Annotated in this window: 11 protein-coding genes; 8 read left to right on the forward strand and 3 right to left on the reverse strand. The window is 37.3% G+C overall.

Annotation, left to right across the window (positions count from 1 at the left end):
* Positions 1–193: 193 nt before the first annotated feature.
* Complete coding sequence (gene barA / locus KO495_RS14145) at positions 194–3,016, reverse strand: two-component sensor histidine kinase BarA (protein ID WP_215981038.1); 2,823 nt, start codon at positions 3,014–3,016, stop codon at positions 194–196.
* Positions 3,017–3,199: 183 nt separating this feature from the next.
* On the opposite strand from barA, the gene rlmD reads away from it, so the two are divergent.
* The 5 genes from rlmD (at position 3,200) to KO495_RS14170 (ending at position 8,992) form a co-directional block, all read left to right on the forward strand.
* On the forward strand, positions 3,200–4,615 hold the full coding sequence (rlmD, locus tag KO495_RS14150; protein WP_215981039.1) for a 23S rRNA (uracil(1939)-C(5))-methyltransferase RlmD: 1,416 nt from the start codon (positions 3,200–3,202) through the stop codon (positions 4,613–4,615).
* Positions 4,616–4,680: 65 nt separating this feature from the next.
* Complete coding sequence (relA, locus tag KO495_RS14155) at positions 4,681–6,891, forward strand: GTP diphosphokinase (protein WP_215981040.1); 2,211 nt, start codon at positions 4,681–4,683, stop codon at positions 6,889–6,891.
* 94 nt (positions 6,892–6,985) lie between these two features.
* Complete coding sequence (mazG, locus tag KO495_RS14160; protein ID WP_215981041.1) at positions 6,986–7,846, forward strand: nucleoside triphosphate pyrophosphohydrolase; 861 nt, start codon at positions 6,986–6,988, stop codon at positions 7,844–7,846.
* 78 nt (positions 7,847–7,924) lie between these two features.
* A complete protein-coding gene (locus tag KO495_RS14165; protein ID WP_354668388.1) occupies positions 7,925–8,536 on the forward strand; it encodes an RNA methyltransferase in 612 nt (203 codons plus the stop codon).
* A 75-nt stretch (positions 8,537–8,611) separates the two neighbouring features.
* Entirely contained in the window at positions 8,612–8,992 is a 381-nt protein-coding gene (locus tag KO495_RS14170) for a YbaN family protein (RefSeq protein WP_252738962.1), read from the forward strand.
* A gap of 32 nt (positions 8,993–9,024) precedes the next feature.
* Here KO495_RS14170 and KO495_RS14175 read toward each other — a convergent pair whose 3' ends face one another.
* Positions 9,025–9,618, reverse strand: a complete 594-nt coding sequence (locus KO495_RS14175) for a DUF4202 domain-containing protein (protein WP_215981042.1) — start codon at positions 9,616–9,618, stop codon at positions 9,025–9,027.
* A gap of 326 nt (positions 9,619–9,944) precedes the next feature.
* On the opposite strand from KO495_RS14175, the gene KO495_RS14180 reads away from it, so the two are divergent.
* From KO495_RS14180 to KO495_RS14190, 3 genes are all read left to right on the forward strand, one after another.
* Positions 9,945–11,582, forward strand: a complete 1,638-nt coding sequence (locus KO495_RS14180) for a CTP synthase (protein WP_215981043.1) — start codon at positions 9,945–9,947, stop codon at positions 11,580–11,582.
* A 112-nt stretch (positions 11,583–11,694) separates the two neighbouring features.
* Positions 11,695–12,993, forward strand: coding sequence for a phosphopyruvate hydratase (gene eno / locus KO495_RS14185; protein WP_215981044.1), 1,299 nt, complete (start codon positions 11,695–11,697; stop codon positions 12,991–12,993).
* Between the two features lie 223 nt (positions 12,994–13,216).
* Positions 13,217–14,011 carry a hypothetical protein gene (locus KO495_RS14190; protein ID WP_215981045.1) on the forward strand — a complete coding sequence of 265 codons (795 nt, stop codon included), beginning with the start codon at positions 13,217–13,219 and terminating at the stop codon, positions 14,009–14,011.
* Between the two features lie 44 nt (positions 14,012–14,055).
* On the opposite strand, the gene KO495_RS14195 is transcribed toward KO495_RS14190, so the two are convergent.
* Positions 14,056–14,856 carry an alpha/beta hydrolase gene (locus KO495_RS14195; protein ID WP_215981046.1) on the reverse strand — a complete coding sequence of 267 codons (801 nt, stop codon included), beginning with the start codon at positions 14,854–14,856 and terminating at the stop codon, positions 14,056–14,058.
* Between the last annotated feature and the right edge of the window lie 243 nt (positions 14,857–15,099).

Consider the following 15,099-nt stretch of genomic DNA (forward strand, 5'->3'; position numbering starts at 1 on the left):
CGAGTTCAGGTTAGTTAGTATTCTACCGATTTCCTCTATTATTACTTTATCCAATAGTCGTTTTTATTTGTCAACATTAGAACAAGTGAAGCTTTATACCATATCTTCTAGTTTTAAGTTTAGCGGTAATGTCACTGAAATTTTTACTGTTAAATTAATGTATTAAGTTAATGTATTAAGTTAACGTATTAGATTAATTTTTAGCAAGTATCGACGGGGCGTAATTAATCAGCTGCTCGATGTGCTCGAAAAACTCTAGAAACTCAGGCTCTAACTCATTAACACTGATCCCTAGTTTTAATTGTGTTTCTAATTGTGACACGATATTGGCTAAATTTGGTGTGCCAGTATAACAACATGCACCATTAAGTTTATGTATTAGCCTTTTTAATTCATCAATATTATCTTCTTGAACCGCGTTAATGATACTTGCTTGAGTTTCTAATAAGCTATTAATGAGGCTTGAAAACATTTCTTGAGCTAACACTTCTTTATTGGCACTACGTTTTAACGCTAGATCCCAATTGACTATGCCATTATTATAGGTTTCTTGTACGCTTACTTTTTTTGCTTGGATATTAGCTTCTTCGTTGATGAAATGCTCGATATCGCAATACTCGTAAATAATATGACTTAACATAGTTTCATCAATAGGCTTGGTCATATAAGCATTGAAGCCTTGTTGATGCATTTTTTCTCTCTCTCCACTGAGCGCATGCGCAGTGACGGCAATAATGGCTGTTGAGTCGTTATGCACCGTGTTTTTTATCGCTTTAAGTGCGCTAATACCGTCCATTATAGGCATTTGAATATCCATAAAGATTAACGAGAAAGCTTCTTTTTGGCATAGCTCTACTGCTTGTTTACCATTTTCTGCCAATACAACCTCACTAACTTGTTCAAGTAATAAGGCTTGGATGAGTTTTAAGTTCGCTTCATTGTCATCAACCGCAAGTACTTTAATTGGTAGTATCTTCCGTTTTGATTTAGTTATTGAGAGTTGCTCATTTTTTGTTTTTGGCTGTAACGCTCTGCTTAAATTTATTGGTGTTAATGGTTTACTTATACAGTTTACTGCGCCACTAGCGATAAGCGCTTCCTGTAAGCTTGGAGAGTTACTATTCAGTGCCAAGTAAATTTTATCAGCTCTAGGTTGGACTTGTGCTATGGTTTTTTTCAATGCACTTAGCGCTGTTGCAGTATGGCTGTGACCTATAAGCGCATAATCAAAGCCTTTTTGGGCTTGTTCATTATGTGATAATATTTGTGCCAGTTGATGCGGGTTAGAAGCACTGACTATATTCATATGCCATTGCTGTAGTATTTTACTCGTAGCAATATGGCTATGTTGGTTTTCTTCGTAATAAAGTACTGACTTATTTGTTAGGTGATGATTATCTAATTCGATAACTAACGGTATTGGGTTTATCTCACACTGGAAGGTAAACCAGAAACTTGAACCAACTTTTTTCTCGCTATTAAAAGCAATATCACCCTGCATTTCTTGTGCTAAGCGTTGCGAAATCACTAAACCTAAACCGGTGCCGCCGTATAGGCGAGTAATACTTTGATCTGCTTGAGTGAAAGCATCAAAAATAGTGCGTTGCTGCTGCTCTGTCATACCGATACCAGTATCGGTTACGGTAATTTTAAGACGAATGGCTTTATCGCCAAGCGTTTCACGTTGCTCATCTGTAATTTGTTCAGGCCCAATTTCTATTGTGACGCTGCCTTCTTGGGTAAACTTTATTGCATTAGCAATTAAATTAGTGACAATTTGCTTGATGCGCATAATATCGCCCACTAATGAGTCTGGTAATGTGTTGGCTATATTAACGGATAACTCAATATTCTTTTTATGTGCAGATGGTGCAATTAACGTCAACGTTTCTTCAAGAGACTCCCTTAAAGAAAAAGGGATGTTTTCGATAACCATTTTACCGGCATCAAGCTTAGAGAAGTCTAAAATATCATTAATAATTCTTAGTAGGTTATTAGCTGAACGCTCTATTATTTGTAAATATTCACGTTGATTGTCTGATAATGGTGTTTTTAATACCTGGCGAGTAAAGCCAATAACGCCATTGAGGGGGGTTCTTAACTCATGACTCATATTAGCTAAAAATTCAGACTTTACTTTACTGGCCTCTTGCGCTTTTTTATTCGCCATACTTAGTTCAACATTTTGAATTTCAAACTGCTCTAAGCTGTCTCGTAAGTCAATAGTGGCTTGGTCGATACTGGTTTGCATCTCCATTTGATAATTATCTAAAGACTGCGCTATAGCATTAATGCCGCCCTTTAAAAAATTCAACTCACCAATAAGTTGACCACTGACTCTGCTTTCTAATTTACCTTCTCTAATCTTATCAATCGCTACCACCATCGAGCTTAATGGTTTCGTTACTTTTTGAATTAACCGCATGGCAAAAATAGCGCTTAATAGCGAAGCAAAAAGAGCAAAGGTGAAAGCTATAATATATTGACTTTGTTGTGTGAAATTGATTTTGCCCTTATCAACCTGCAAGGCAATATAGCCTAAGTTTTTTTGGGAGCTTGTTACTGATTTTCTTTTACTGATGGAATCGTTATGGTTTTGTTTTTCATCGAGAATAGGGCTTCGAAATATTATATAATCACTGATATGCTCAATTTCAGTAGAAAGGAGTGCAGGGTGTTTTTGTGGTAAGCGCATTAAATTTGCGTCACCGTGGTAATTACTTGTGACAATCATTTGATTGTCTTCGCCAAAGATGACAATACTATTAATTATACTAGATTGGCTGCGATGGGTGATGCTGATAAGTTCTCGTAATTCTTCACGATTCTTATTCAATAAGGCATTTTTACTGGCAATAGCAATAGGTTCAATAATGCTCTTTGCTTGTTGCTCTAAATGATCACTTAGCTCGATAGAGCGACTATAAGAAAAGTAGCCAGCTAAACCAAAACTAATTAAGGTCGTTGGTAAGATAGTGAGTAAAATAACCCAGTCTTTAAGACTTATTTTCGGCATACTTCTTCTGCATATAATTAGTAAACTTTTTTACAGTGGTTAGGGTAAAATACCCTACATAGCATAGCACCATGGTTAAACATAGCATAGCTAGTGTTACAAACCCAAGCGACTTCTTCTTAATAAACATAAAGTAATCAATATTCATCGCGTTATTACGCGGCAAAGGTAGAGTGGTAAATAATGGCAAATTTTTTTAAACCGGCAGTTAAAGCAAAGCAAACTGCTCAGCAAATAACTGTTCGTATTGATAAACTTGATATGAATGGTGTTGCAGTTTCACGCTGGAATAAAAAGCCATTGTTTATTCAAGGAGCATTACCTGGAGAGGTGGTTGAAGTAAAGGTTTTTGAGCAAAAGAATAAATATGCTAAAGCTAAGTTATTAACGATTAAAGAACAAAGCGAGGCGAGAGTAAAACCTGAGTGTCAGCACTTTTCTGTTTGCGGAGGTTGTGACTTACAAATGAGTGAGTTTTCTCAGCAAATTGAGTTTAAAAAAGATAAAGTGACAGCTCTGTTTTCACGAAACTTGATGCCCGCTAATATCGCGACATCACTACCTTGGCAGCCTGCATTAGTAGGGGAACCTTATCACTATCGCCGTAAAGCAAGAATAGGCGTGCAATTTAATAAACATAATGAAGCGACCATTGGTTTTAGGCAAAAATCGACAAATCATTTAGCCGCGATTAAGTCATGTCCAGTATTAGTGGAACCATTAACTGATATTTTCCCCGTTTTTAATGAGCTTATTACTCAATTAACAATTAAATCTGCTATTGGTCACCTTGAAGTTATTTATGCTAACGTGGCAGATAGCGATAAAAAAATAACCGTGGTAGTTAGGCAATTAAAGCCGTTAAGTAATGCCGATATGATTTTGTGGGAAAGTTACGCTGATCGTTATCAATGGCATGTTATTTTTGATCATGGCAATCATCAGCAAACATTATGCCCTAGTGACAAAGAACCTTTTCAATCAGCTAATGTCGGTTCAAAAAGTGAACAGTTAAGTCAAACAAGCAGCCAGTTAAATTATCAGCTAACGAATGGCTTACAAATTGATTTTGCACCCAGCGACTTTATTCAGGTTAATGAACATATTAATTATGTCATGATTGAGCAAGCCTTATCTTGGCTGAAGTTAACTTCAGATGATAAAGTGCTGGATTTATTTTGCGGTTTAGGAAACTTTAGTTTAGCGCTTGCTCAACAGGTATCAGAGGTTGTAGGTGTTGAAGGCGTACAAGCTATGGTTGATAAAGCGCAAGATAATGCCAATAAAAATAATCTTAACAATTGTCAGTTCTTTCAAGCAGATTTAAATAGTGATTGGTTAAACGAGACGTGGGCCGACACAGCATTTGATAAGGTGCTTCTTGACCCTGCTCGCGCTGGCGCGGAGCAAGCTGTTGAACAAATCGCTCAGTTGAAAATACCGACTATTTTATATGTTAGCTGTGAGCCAACAACACTAGCAAGAGATTGCCAAATTTTAGTCTCCCAAGGTTACGCAATTGAGAGAATTTCGTTAATAGATATGTTTTCCCAAACAAAGCATGTAGAGACTATGGTATTGTTAAATCGCACGTTATAACAACCTGATAAGTCGCATATAAAGCCTACTTTAGTTGGCAATAGAAAAAGGTTAAAGGAGTATTCATGGTTTCGGTACGTAAGTCTCATCAAGTATCAATTAACAGCTTTGAGCAATGGTTGTCGCAGTTACAGTTGAGTGATGCTAAAAGACAAGTAATATCGTCATTGTGGCTCAATGTGTCTACTTTCTACCTTGATGAAACCAAAGAGCGTGAAAGCTTGTTAGCTAATGCCATGGAAATGGTTGAAATTTTAGCAGCACTTAACCTAGATGCAGATTCATTATCAGCAGCATTTTTAACACCATTACTCGATAAAAAGATCTTAACCGGTGACTATGTACAAGAGCACTTTTCAAAGCAAGTGTGCTCGTTATGTCAAGGTGTCGAGAAAATGGCAGCTATTAAAGCGTTGCAACAACAGCATGGCGAAATGCAAACTAGCCAGAATGTCGACAATATTCGTCGCATGTTATTAGCTATGGTTGACGATGTTAGAGCAGTTGTTATTAAGTTGGCTGAACGTTTATGTGACTTACGCAACAAAAAAAATAGTGATGAAGAAACTCGAGTTTTAGCGGCTAAAGAAAGCGCCAATATATACGCACCGTTAGCGAATAGGCTTGGCATTGGTCAGTTAAAGTGGGAGTTAGAAGATATTTCATTTCGCTATCTTCACCCGCAAGTTTATAAAAAAATAGCAAAATTACTTGATGAAACGCGTTTAGAGCGCGAACAATATATGCTTGAATTTGTTGATGGACTCAATGACCAACTTCATAAGTTAAATATTAACGGACAGGTTTACGGTCGTCCAAAGCATATTTATAGCATTTGGAAGAAAATGCAACAAAAGTCATTAGACTTCGAGCAGTTATTTGATGTGAGAGCCGTACGTATCGTTGTTGCTGAAGTACAAGATTGTTATTCGGCATTAGGTATAGTGCATACACAATGGAAACATTTAGCAAAAGAGTTCTCTGACTATGTTGCAACACCCAAAAATAATGGTTACCAGTCTATTCATACTGTTGTTTTAGGGCCTCAAGGAAAGTCGGTTGAGGTGCAAATAAGAACGAAGCAGATGGATGATGATGCTGAACTAGGCGTTGCAGCACATTGGCGCTATAAAGAAGGTAGTGCGAGCGGAAAAAGTAATAGTTTTGATGACAAAATCGGTTGGTTGAGAAAAATACTGCAATGGCAAGATGACGTGGCTGAAAGCGGTGAATTGCTTGATGAATTACGCAGTCAAGTTTTTGAAGACAGAATATACGTATTCACCCCAAGTGGCGATGTTATCGATTTACCTATGGGCTCAACACCACTTGATTTTGCGTATTACATTCACTCCAATGTAGGGCATTGCTGCATTGGCGCCAAGGTTTTTGGAAAAATAGTACCGTTTACGCACCAGTTACAAACGGGTGATCAGGTTGACATTTTAACGAGTAAAAAGCCTAACCCCAGTAGAGACTGGTTAAATCCTAATTTAAATTATATCCATTCCTCAAGAGCTAGAGCGAAGGTTCAGCATTTTTTCAAATTACTCGACCGTGATAAATATATTGCTCAAGGTAAAGAGCTATTTGACGCAGAAATGGCTAAACATAATTTTAGCTCGGTTGATTTATTAACAGCGGCCAAACGCTTTAATATGAAAACAATGGATGACTTATACGCAGCAATAGGCTCAGGAAATGCGCGCTTACAGCAAATTATTAATTATTTTGCACAGCTTGATAATAAATCAAAGCCTAAGGCTGAAATCGACCCGCAAAGTTTGGTCAGTCAGAGTGCAACAAGCAAAAAGGTTAATACCGAAAATGATAATGGTATTACCGTTTCAGGAGTCGGTAACTTATTAACTCATATGGCAAAATGTTGTCAGCCAGTACCAGGCGATGAAATTTCGGGTTTTATTACCCAGGGGCGCGGTATTTCTGTGCACAGAAAAGATTGTGAACAGCTTGCTAATGCACTAACTAATCAACCCGAACGTATTGTTGAAGTGCAGTGGGGACAAGACCAAAAACAAAGTTATCAAGCTTCAGCATTAATTGTTGGTAGTGACAGACAAGGTTTACTGCGTGATATTTCAACCATTATTGCCAATGATCGTATTAGTATTGTTGGTATGGAAAGTAATACCGATAAAGCGAAACAAACCATGAGTATGAATATTAAACTTGAAGTATCAAGTAGTGAAATCCTAGCGAAGGTTCTTGATAAAATTCAACAGCTTGATGATGTTGTGCAAGTTAAGCGCTTATAAAAAAGTATGATTAAGCACTTTAGCAAGATATATATCAACCTCATAATTAGTACCAATATCGAGATAACAGTTAAGTAAATGGTAAATCAAACCTATGTTAAATGATCAAGCTTCAATAAAAAAACTGCGTTGGATAATGGCGCAATTGCGTGACCCTATTACAGGTTGCCCTTGGGACTTAAAGCAAAATTTTGCTTCAATTACTGCCCATACACTAGAAGAAGCCTATGAAGTTGTCGATGCTATCGAGCAAGGCGACTTTAGTGAGCTTAAAAAAGAATTAGGTGACTTATTATTTCAAGTTGTTTTTTATAGTCAACTAGGGCAAGAACAGCAGCTTTTTGATTTAGATAACGTTATAGAGGCAATTTGTGAAAAGCTTATTCGTCGCCATCCTCATGTATTTGATAGTGCTAATTTTACCAGTGATGCTGAGATAAAAGCGAACTGGGAAAATGAAAAAATTAAAGAGCGCGAACAAAAACAAGCGAGTTTAGATGGTGATAATACGACCAAGGTAAACACCGTTAATAGCAGCGCCAATAAACCAGTGAGCTTATTGGCCGATATCCCTAAAAATTTACCAGCACTGTCACAGGCAGCCAAAATACAAAAGCGTTGTTCGCACGTTGGTTTTGACTGGGATAACATTCATGATGTTTTTGCCAAAATAGAAGAAGAAGTGCTGGAAGTAAAAGACGAGCTTAAGGCCGATGTTGTTAATCATAATGCCCTTACTGAAGAGCTCGGTGATTTAATGTTTGCGGTGGTTAATTTATGTCGCCATGCGAAAGCAGATCCTGAAACCATTTTACGACAAGCCAATAAAAAGTTTACTAGTCGCTTTCAAGGGGTTGAAGAGCAAGTTTTTCAGTCCGGAAAAGGCTTTGAACAACACCAGTTAACAGAGCTCGAACAATATTGGCAGCAGGTCAAAAGCCTTGAAAAACAATAGTGGCATTGTTATTAGCTAATCTCTAAGCGCTATTCCAATAAAACAAACATCAATATCAGTCTTTATGAGTAATATAACGTGCAATTGAATGAACAGAAAAGCAGCATAACCATTAAGCGACCTTCAACTAAGCAAGTTAGTATTGGGTTAACTAACCCTAAAAGCCCAACCAATGTTGGTGCTGTTATGCGCGCAGCAGGTTGTTATCAAGTAGATCAAGTTTTTTATACCGGTAAGCGTTATGAATTAGCGGCTAAGCATAATAAAGATACGCTTAAAACTGATACTAAAAATGTACAACAGAAAATACCACTTCAAGGAATTGATAACTTTATTGATATTAAATCGTTAACTGAAAATATTTCACCAAATGCGAAAATTATATGTGTTGATTTAGTTGAGGGCGCAATTCCACTTCCTGCTTTTGTACATCCTGATGAAGCTATTTATATTTTTGGACCAGAAGATGGCACAATAAAACAAGCAGTTATAGATATGGCTGATGACGTGGTTTATGTACCCACCGTTGGCTGTATGAATTTAGCTGCTTCTGTTAACGTGCTACTTTATGACCGCTTAGCTAAGTCACATTTACAGCAAAATAAAGTGCAGCAAACAGATAACGAGCTCATTCGTCAAAGTAGAGATACCAATAATAAGGTCAAGGTGAAAGATGTAACTAGCCAATAATAACTGAAACTAAGTTGTTATTGGCTAGAAATTAACACTTAAAATTTAAAAGTAGATGACTTAATAGATTATGATATGGCGCAATTAGGTAATAAAGGTAAAGTACTTTTTTTAAAAGGTACGGGTATTTTCTTTGTTGGTTTAGCAATGATCGGTATTGTATTACCGATATTACCAACTACGCCATTTTTATTGGTTGCTGCGGCTTGTTTTGCTAAGTCCTCACCGCGATTACAACAACGCTTGCTCGCTAATAAAACTTTTGGGCCACTTATTCATGACTGGCAAAAACATCGTTCAATTCCTAAGCGAGCAAAACGTATTGCTTTACTCACTATGGTGTTATCAGTATGTTGGTCAGCCTTTATGTTAAAAAATGTTTTGTTAACGGCCTTAGTGGTTGTACTTATTGCCGGACCTTTTATTTTTTTATGGCGACTACCTGAAAGTCGTTAAAAATTCCCTCGTTCTTTTTAGTTTTACTATTTTTAGTTTAACGCTTTGGCAACTAATGCCGCTAAATGTTCTGGTAATGTTAAGCCTAACGCAATAGTGTGGGCTTGCTCAGACATTTTCCCCCAAGTAAGTTTTACAATGCGTACCACTTTAGCTTCGTTATCTTGCGCTATATAAGTTGCAGCAAATTCATCAAAATAATGACTTAAAAACACCAAGCAAGCAACATCTTCAAGGGTTTGCGTATCGCTATTACTTTTTAAGTTTTCTTTACGAATAATTGCACCACAAACTTGTGCCTGTTCGTCAGAGTAGCCTTGTTCTAACATTAAAGCCATTGTAAGTTGCGCGTGGTGCTTTCCTTGAGCAATTCTCCAGCTATAGTAACCCGCTTTTCCTTCGGGGTAATCTGAGCGTTTTAACTGCCAGCGCTGTATGTGTTGAGCATGTACTGCAATTTTTAATAGCTCATTAGCATCAGGCCAATATTGAGCTAAACACGCACTCATTTGTTGGCTGTATGCTAATTCTTTCGGCGTTGATACATTATTAAAGATAATCTGGTTAGGGTCTTGTGCATTAATGCTATCAATAGCGCTTAACACCTTGGCTAATTGAGTTGTCATATGTTGACTTTATTGATAATAAATAGATGCGTTTATTATAATAAGAAAATTAAACTTAGCTATGACTTACCAAATAAAGTTTATTATTTTTACCTAGTTTGTCTTGAGTAGTAAAAAGCATAAATATTATTCCAAGAGATTGCTTGTTGTTATTGTCGTTAGCACTGACTTTACGTATAATACTTTCCCGTCCTGCTTATTAAGCAATAACTTCACTATTTAATCCTTAGTATTCTCATCTATGGGTTAGCTTTGTGTAATGCAAGCGAAAGATAAGTTATTAATTAAGCAAAAAAAATTCCTGTTTTTCTAACATCGGTGTAGACATGACAACTAGATATATTTTCGTAACTGGCGGTGTTGTATCGTCTCTTGGTAAGGGTATTGCGGCGGCATCACTTGCAGCAATTCTTGAAGCGCGTGGTTTAAAGGTTACCATGCTTAAATTGGATCCGTATATTAACGTTGATCCGGGTACCATGAGCCCAATACAACATGGTGAAGTATTTGTTACCGAAGACGGTGCAGAAACGGATCTTGATTTAGGTCATTACGAGCGCTTCATTCGCACCAAAATGACTAAACGTAATAACTTTACCTCGGGTCGAATTTACCAAGACATTCTTGCGCGTGAGCGTAAAGGTGAGTTTTTAGGTGCAACGATTCAGGTTATTCCTCATATTACCAATGACATTAAACGACGCGTTGTTGAAGGTGCTGAAGGTTACGATATTGCCATGGTAGAAATTGGCGGTACTGTAGGTGATATGGAATCACAGCCATTTATGGAAGCTATTCGTCAGTTAGCATTAGAAGTCGGCCGTGACCGTGCAATGTTTATGCATTTAACATTAGTACCTTTCTTAGCGGCAGCTGGTGAAATTAAAACTAAACCAACACAACACTCAGTTAAAGATTTACGCTCAATTGGCATTTTGCCTGACATTTTAGTTTGTCGCTCTGACCGTGTAATTCCTAATGCTGAACGTGCTAAAATTGCATTATTTACCAATGTTGAAGAAAAAGCCGTTGTGTCAATGCGCGATGTTGACAGCATTTATAAAATTCCAGCGTTATTAAAATCACAAGGAACCGATGAATTAGTGGTTAAGCGTTTTGGTTTAGATGTACCAGAGGCTGATTTAAGTGAATGGGAAAAAGTACTTTATCAAGAAGCTAATCCAAAAGGTGAAATTACCGTTGGTATGGTAGGCAAATACATTGAACTACCAGATGCTTATAAATCAGTTAATGAAGCGTTAAAGCATGCAGGTTTGAAAAACCAAGTTACCGTAAATATTAAATACGTTGACTCTCAAGATGTTGAAGTGAAAGGCGTTGAAATACTAAAAGAACTTGATGCTATTTTAGTACCAGGTGGATTTGGTCAACGTGGTGTTGAAGGTAAAATATTAGCTGCACAATACGCACGTGAAAACAAAGTGCCTTATTTAGGTATTTGTTTAGGTATGCAAGTGGCGCTAATTGAGTTTGCTCGTAATGTTGCAGGCTTAGTTGGTGCACACAGTACGGAATTTAATGCTGAAACACCATACCCAGTGGTAGGTTTAATCAGTGAATGGTTAGACGAAGAAGGCCAAATTGAATACCGTGATGAAGAATCAGACCTTGGTGGTACCATGCGTTTAGGCTCACAATTGTGCCACCTTGTGAAAGGTACCAAAGCGTGCGACGTATATGGTAGTGAAACAATTTATGAAAGACACCGTCACCGTTTTGAGGTAAATAATAACTACCGTGAACAATTAAGCAAAGCTGGTTTAGTGTTCTCGGGGTTATCGACAGATAAAAGCTTAGTTGAGGTGATTGAAATTCCAGATCACCCTTGGTTCATAGCGGGGCAATTCCACCCAGAGTTTAATTCAACTCCGCGTGACGGACACCCGTTATTTGAAGGTTTTGTTGCTGCTTCTTATGCACTTCAAAAGCAAAAGAATAGCTAAGATAAACACTTTTATTGAAACCGTAGCCTTTGCTGCGGTTTTTGTTTTTACACAGAAGTAATTCGTTCACTTTAGTAGAGAGCGTTATATTTAATAAAATTTAGGAAAGATAATGTCAAATATCAGTAAAATATTCGCCCGTGAAATTATGGACTCTCGTGGTAACCCAACCGTTGAAGCAGACGTATATTTAGAGTCAGGTGCTTGGGGGCGTGCAGCAGCACCATCAGGTGCTTCTACCGGTTCACGTGAAGCGTTAGAGTTACGCGATGGTGATAAGTCTCGTTATTTAGGTAAAGGCGTGTTAAAAGCCGTTGCAGCGATTAAAAATGATATTACACCTGCCTTAATTGGTCAGAACTCGCATGAACAAAGTCAAATCGACCAAATCATGATTGATTTAGACGGTACAGAAAACAAAGAAAAATTTGGTGCAAATGCAATTTTAGCAGTGTCTTTAGCGGTAGCTAAAGCAGCAGCAATGGATAAAGGCGTACAATTATTCGAGCACATTGCTGATTTAAACGGCACTCCGGGTGTTTATAGCTTACCTGTGCCTATGATGAATATCATCAATGGTGGTGAACATGCTGATAATAACGTTGATATTCAAGAGTTTATGGTTCAACCTGTTGGCGCTAAAAACTTTACTGAAGCATTACGTATGGGCGCAGAAATCTTCCATGCATTAAAGAAAGTATTATCGGCAAAAGGCTTAAATACTGCCGTTGGTGATGAAGGTGGTTTTGCACCTGACTTAGCGTCAAATGCTGATGCATTAGCGGTAATTAAAGAAGCGGTTGCTGCTGCTGGTTATGAATTAGGTACTGACATCACTTTAGCGATGGACTGTGCTGCCTCTGAGTTCTACAACAAAGAGTTAGGTATTTATGACCTTAAAGGTGAAGGTAAGCAATTTAGCTCAAATGAGTTCTCTAACTTCTTAGGTGAACTTTGTAAAGAATACCCAATTGTTTCAATTGAAGATGGTTTAGATGAGTCAGATTGGGATGGTTTTAAATACCAAACTGAATTATTAGGCGATAAAGTACAAATCGTTGGTGATGATTTATTCGTAACTAACACTAAAATCTTCAAAGAAGGTATCGACAGAAATATCGCTAACTCTATTTTGATCAAGTTTAACCAAATTGGTTCATTAACAGAAACATTAGCGGCTATTCGTATGGCAAAAGATGCGGGTTACACTGCTGTTATCTCTCATCGTAGTGGTGAAACTGAAGATGCAACAATTGCTGATTTAGCCGTTGGTACTGCAGCAGGACAAATCAAAACGGGTTCATTATGTCGTAGTGACCGTGTATCTAAGTACAACCAATTACTACGTATTGAAGAGTTCTTAGGTGATAAAGCTGTATATAATGGCTTAAGCGAAATTAAAGGCCAGTAAAGATAAACCTGATGCTAATCAGCTTGATTACTCAGTTCTTGTACTTTTGATTAATATGTTACTGAGTATCACCTTAAAGCAGTACTAATTGAGTGTTAGTTCTATATATAAAGCACGTTTCTGTAAAGAAAGCGTGCTTTTTTTATGCTTTAAATATAGCATGAATTACTAGCTATATTTATTACTAAACATCAATCTATTACAGATATAAATGGAATTTTTTATGAAAAAACTGCTCGCCACCATAACTGCAACAGCACTACTAACTACCATTTTAACCGTCAAAGCAAATGAAAGTGATGCAATGGTTGAAATGATCGTTAGCATGATGAAAAAATCTGGAGAAATACGTGATCTGAGTACCTGCTTAGGTATAACTGAAGAAAAGTTTATTAATGCTTACACAGACACAATAAAACTTTGTTTCCCTAAAGATGCTTTGCAGGGAGATTGCATGGATGAAATGGTACCAGAGATATTTGGTTTACCTCAAAGCAAGTTTGAGGCTTGCACTAGCGATGACTCTGAATATGCTCAAGCGGAAAGTGACATAGATTTATCAACATTATCAGATGATGAACGAAACGCTTTGCTGGATCAGCAGCGTACTGAAGCGATGGCGAATATGGAAGAAATGGCCGCTTTCATGAAGAAAGCCAGCGAAGGTACAGAAGGTAAAATTACCCTACCTGTCTACAGCCCAAGTAGCTTAACATCTCATTATATCAACGGCATGGAAAGTAGTTCAGGTAATAAAACCCTACCAGTTGCAACATTTACGACAACCGATAGTGTTGATGAAGTTATCGAATTTTATAAAAAATCGCTGCCAAACTTTGAAATTGGTAACAGCGGAGAGATATATTATATAATGGAAAAGCTGCCAGGTAATTTGTCACAGCTCAGCCATGATTTGGAAAATTTACCTTTATATTTTGTCCCACATATTGAAACTTATAGTTTAAAAATGTCAGGTGAAGAAACAACACTCATTGTTATTTCTTACGAACCTAGCTAAGTTAAATAGGCTAAAAGGGTGTTACTTGGACGCACCTCATGCTTTTAGACGTTTTTGATAATATCTGTAATTAATTGAGCAGTCTCTTCAGGCTGTTCAAGTGGAAACATGTGGCCACCGTTGACTGTTTTTAGCGTGACTTTTTTGTTTAATTTGGCGAATCGTTGAAACACTTGTTTTGGGTTTGGGCAAACATCGGTCTGCTCTGCATAAATAAGTGTTGCCGGTACGATTAACTTATCTTTAAAGCTCGCTAAGTTTGAAGGTAAGTGCCTGAAAATATCTGCTTCAACATTTGCATCAAACACTAGCTCTTGCTGTGCGTTTCTTTCTACAACTCCGCTATTAACATAATCAACTAAGGAGCGCCTGTCGAAATGTCTAAATAACTTTCTTTTAGCAAATAATTCGACAATATCAGTGCCTAACGGCCAATGAGTTCTACGAGTCATTGCTTTACCTGAGGGGCTGAACTTATCTATTAGGCGTGTCTTTTTAATTAATCTAACCGCCAATGCAGTTGAACCTGTAATTACAGGGGAATCAAGCATAATTAAGCCTTTAAATAGCTCAGGGTATTTACAGGCAGCCATAAAAGAAATAACACCGCCAAAAGAGTGCCCTACACAAATTATCTTCTCATTATTGTGTTGCTGGCTTTTAATAAAGTCTACTAACTCTTCAACAAGATGCTGCCAATTATTTTCAATAGGGTAGTTTGGGTTGTGACCATATTTTTCATGTGCAATAACCTCAATATTTTCAGGGAAGTAGCTAAATAGTGTTTGATAACTTCCAGCAGGAAAGCCATTGGCATGAACAAAGTTGACAGTAGTTTTTTGCATTAAAAAAAGACAACATAACAGGTAAACAGGTATAGCAAGTTAAACGGGTGTTTAAATATTGTCAATAAGCTTTTAGTGTGTGTGCGTAAAATAGCAAGGTGAGTTAAGGGGTATCTGTTACCACTAAAAATAAGGTAAACGCTAGATAATCTGAGCTCAGCTTAACAAATGTTTCTCTAACCGCTATTTTCCTGACGTCTTCGTTAAATTTACTTGCAATAGCTCCCTATTGACGCGAAATTT

Source organism: Colwellia sp. D2M02 (assembly GCF_018860755.1).
GTDB lineage: Bacteria > Pseudomonadota > Gammaproteobacteria > Enterobacterales > Alteromonadaceae > Colwellia > Colwellia asteriadis.

Excerpts from the sequence above, each read along its gene's own strand:
- eno (WP_215981044.1), top strand. The coding sequence starts at position 11,695 with ATGTCAAATATCAGTAAAATATTCGCCCGTGAAATTATGGACTCTCGT.
- KO495_RS14170 (WP_252738962.1), top strand. The coding sequence starts at position 8,612 with ATGGCGCAATTAGGTAATAAAGGTAAAGTACTTTTTTTAAAAGGTACG.
- barA (WP_215981038.1), bottom strand. The coding sequence starts at position 3,016 with ATGCCGAAAATAAGTCTTAAAGACTGGGTTATTTTACTCACTATCTTA.
- KO495_RS14190 (WP_215981045.1), top strand. The coding sequence starts at position 13,217 with ATGAAAAAACTGCTCGCCACCATAACTGCAACAGCACTACTAACTACC.
- rlmD (WP_215981039.1), top strand. The coding sequence starts at position 3,200 with ATGGCAAATTTTTTTAAACCGGCAGTTAAAGCAAAGCAAACTGCTCAG.
- KO495_RS14195 (WP_215981046.1), bottom strand. The coding sequence starts at position 14,856 with ATGCAAAAAACTACTGTCAACTTTGTTCATGCCAATGGCTTTCCTGCT.
- mazG (WP_215981041.1), top strand. The coding sequence starts at position 6,986 with ATGTTAAATGATCAAGCTTCAATAAAAAAACTGCGTTGGATAATGGCG.
- KO495_RS14175 (WP_215981042.1), bottom strand. The coding sequence starts at position 9,618 with ATGACAACTCAATTAGCCAAGGTGTTAAGCGCTATTGATAGCATTAAT.
- relA (WP_215981040.1), top strand. The coding sequence starts at position 4,681 with ATGGTTTCGGTACGTAAGTCTCATCAAGTATCAATTAACAGCTTTGAG.
- KO495_RS14180 (WP_215981043.1), top strand. The coding sequence starts at position 9,945 with ATGACAACTAGATATATTTTCGTAACTGGCGGTGTTGTATCGTCTCTT.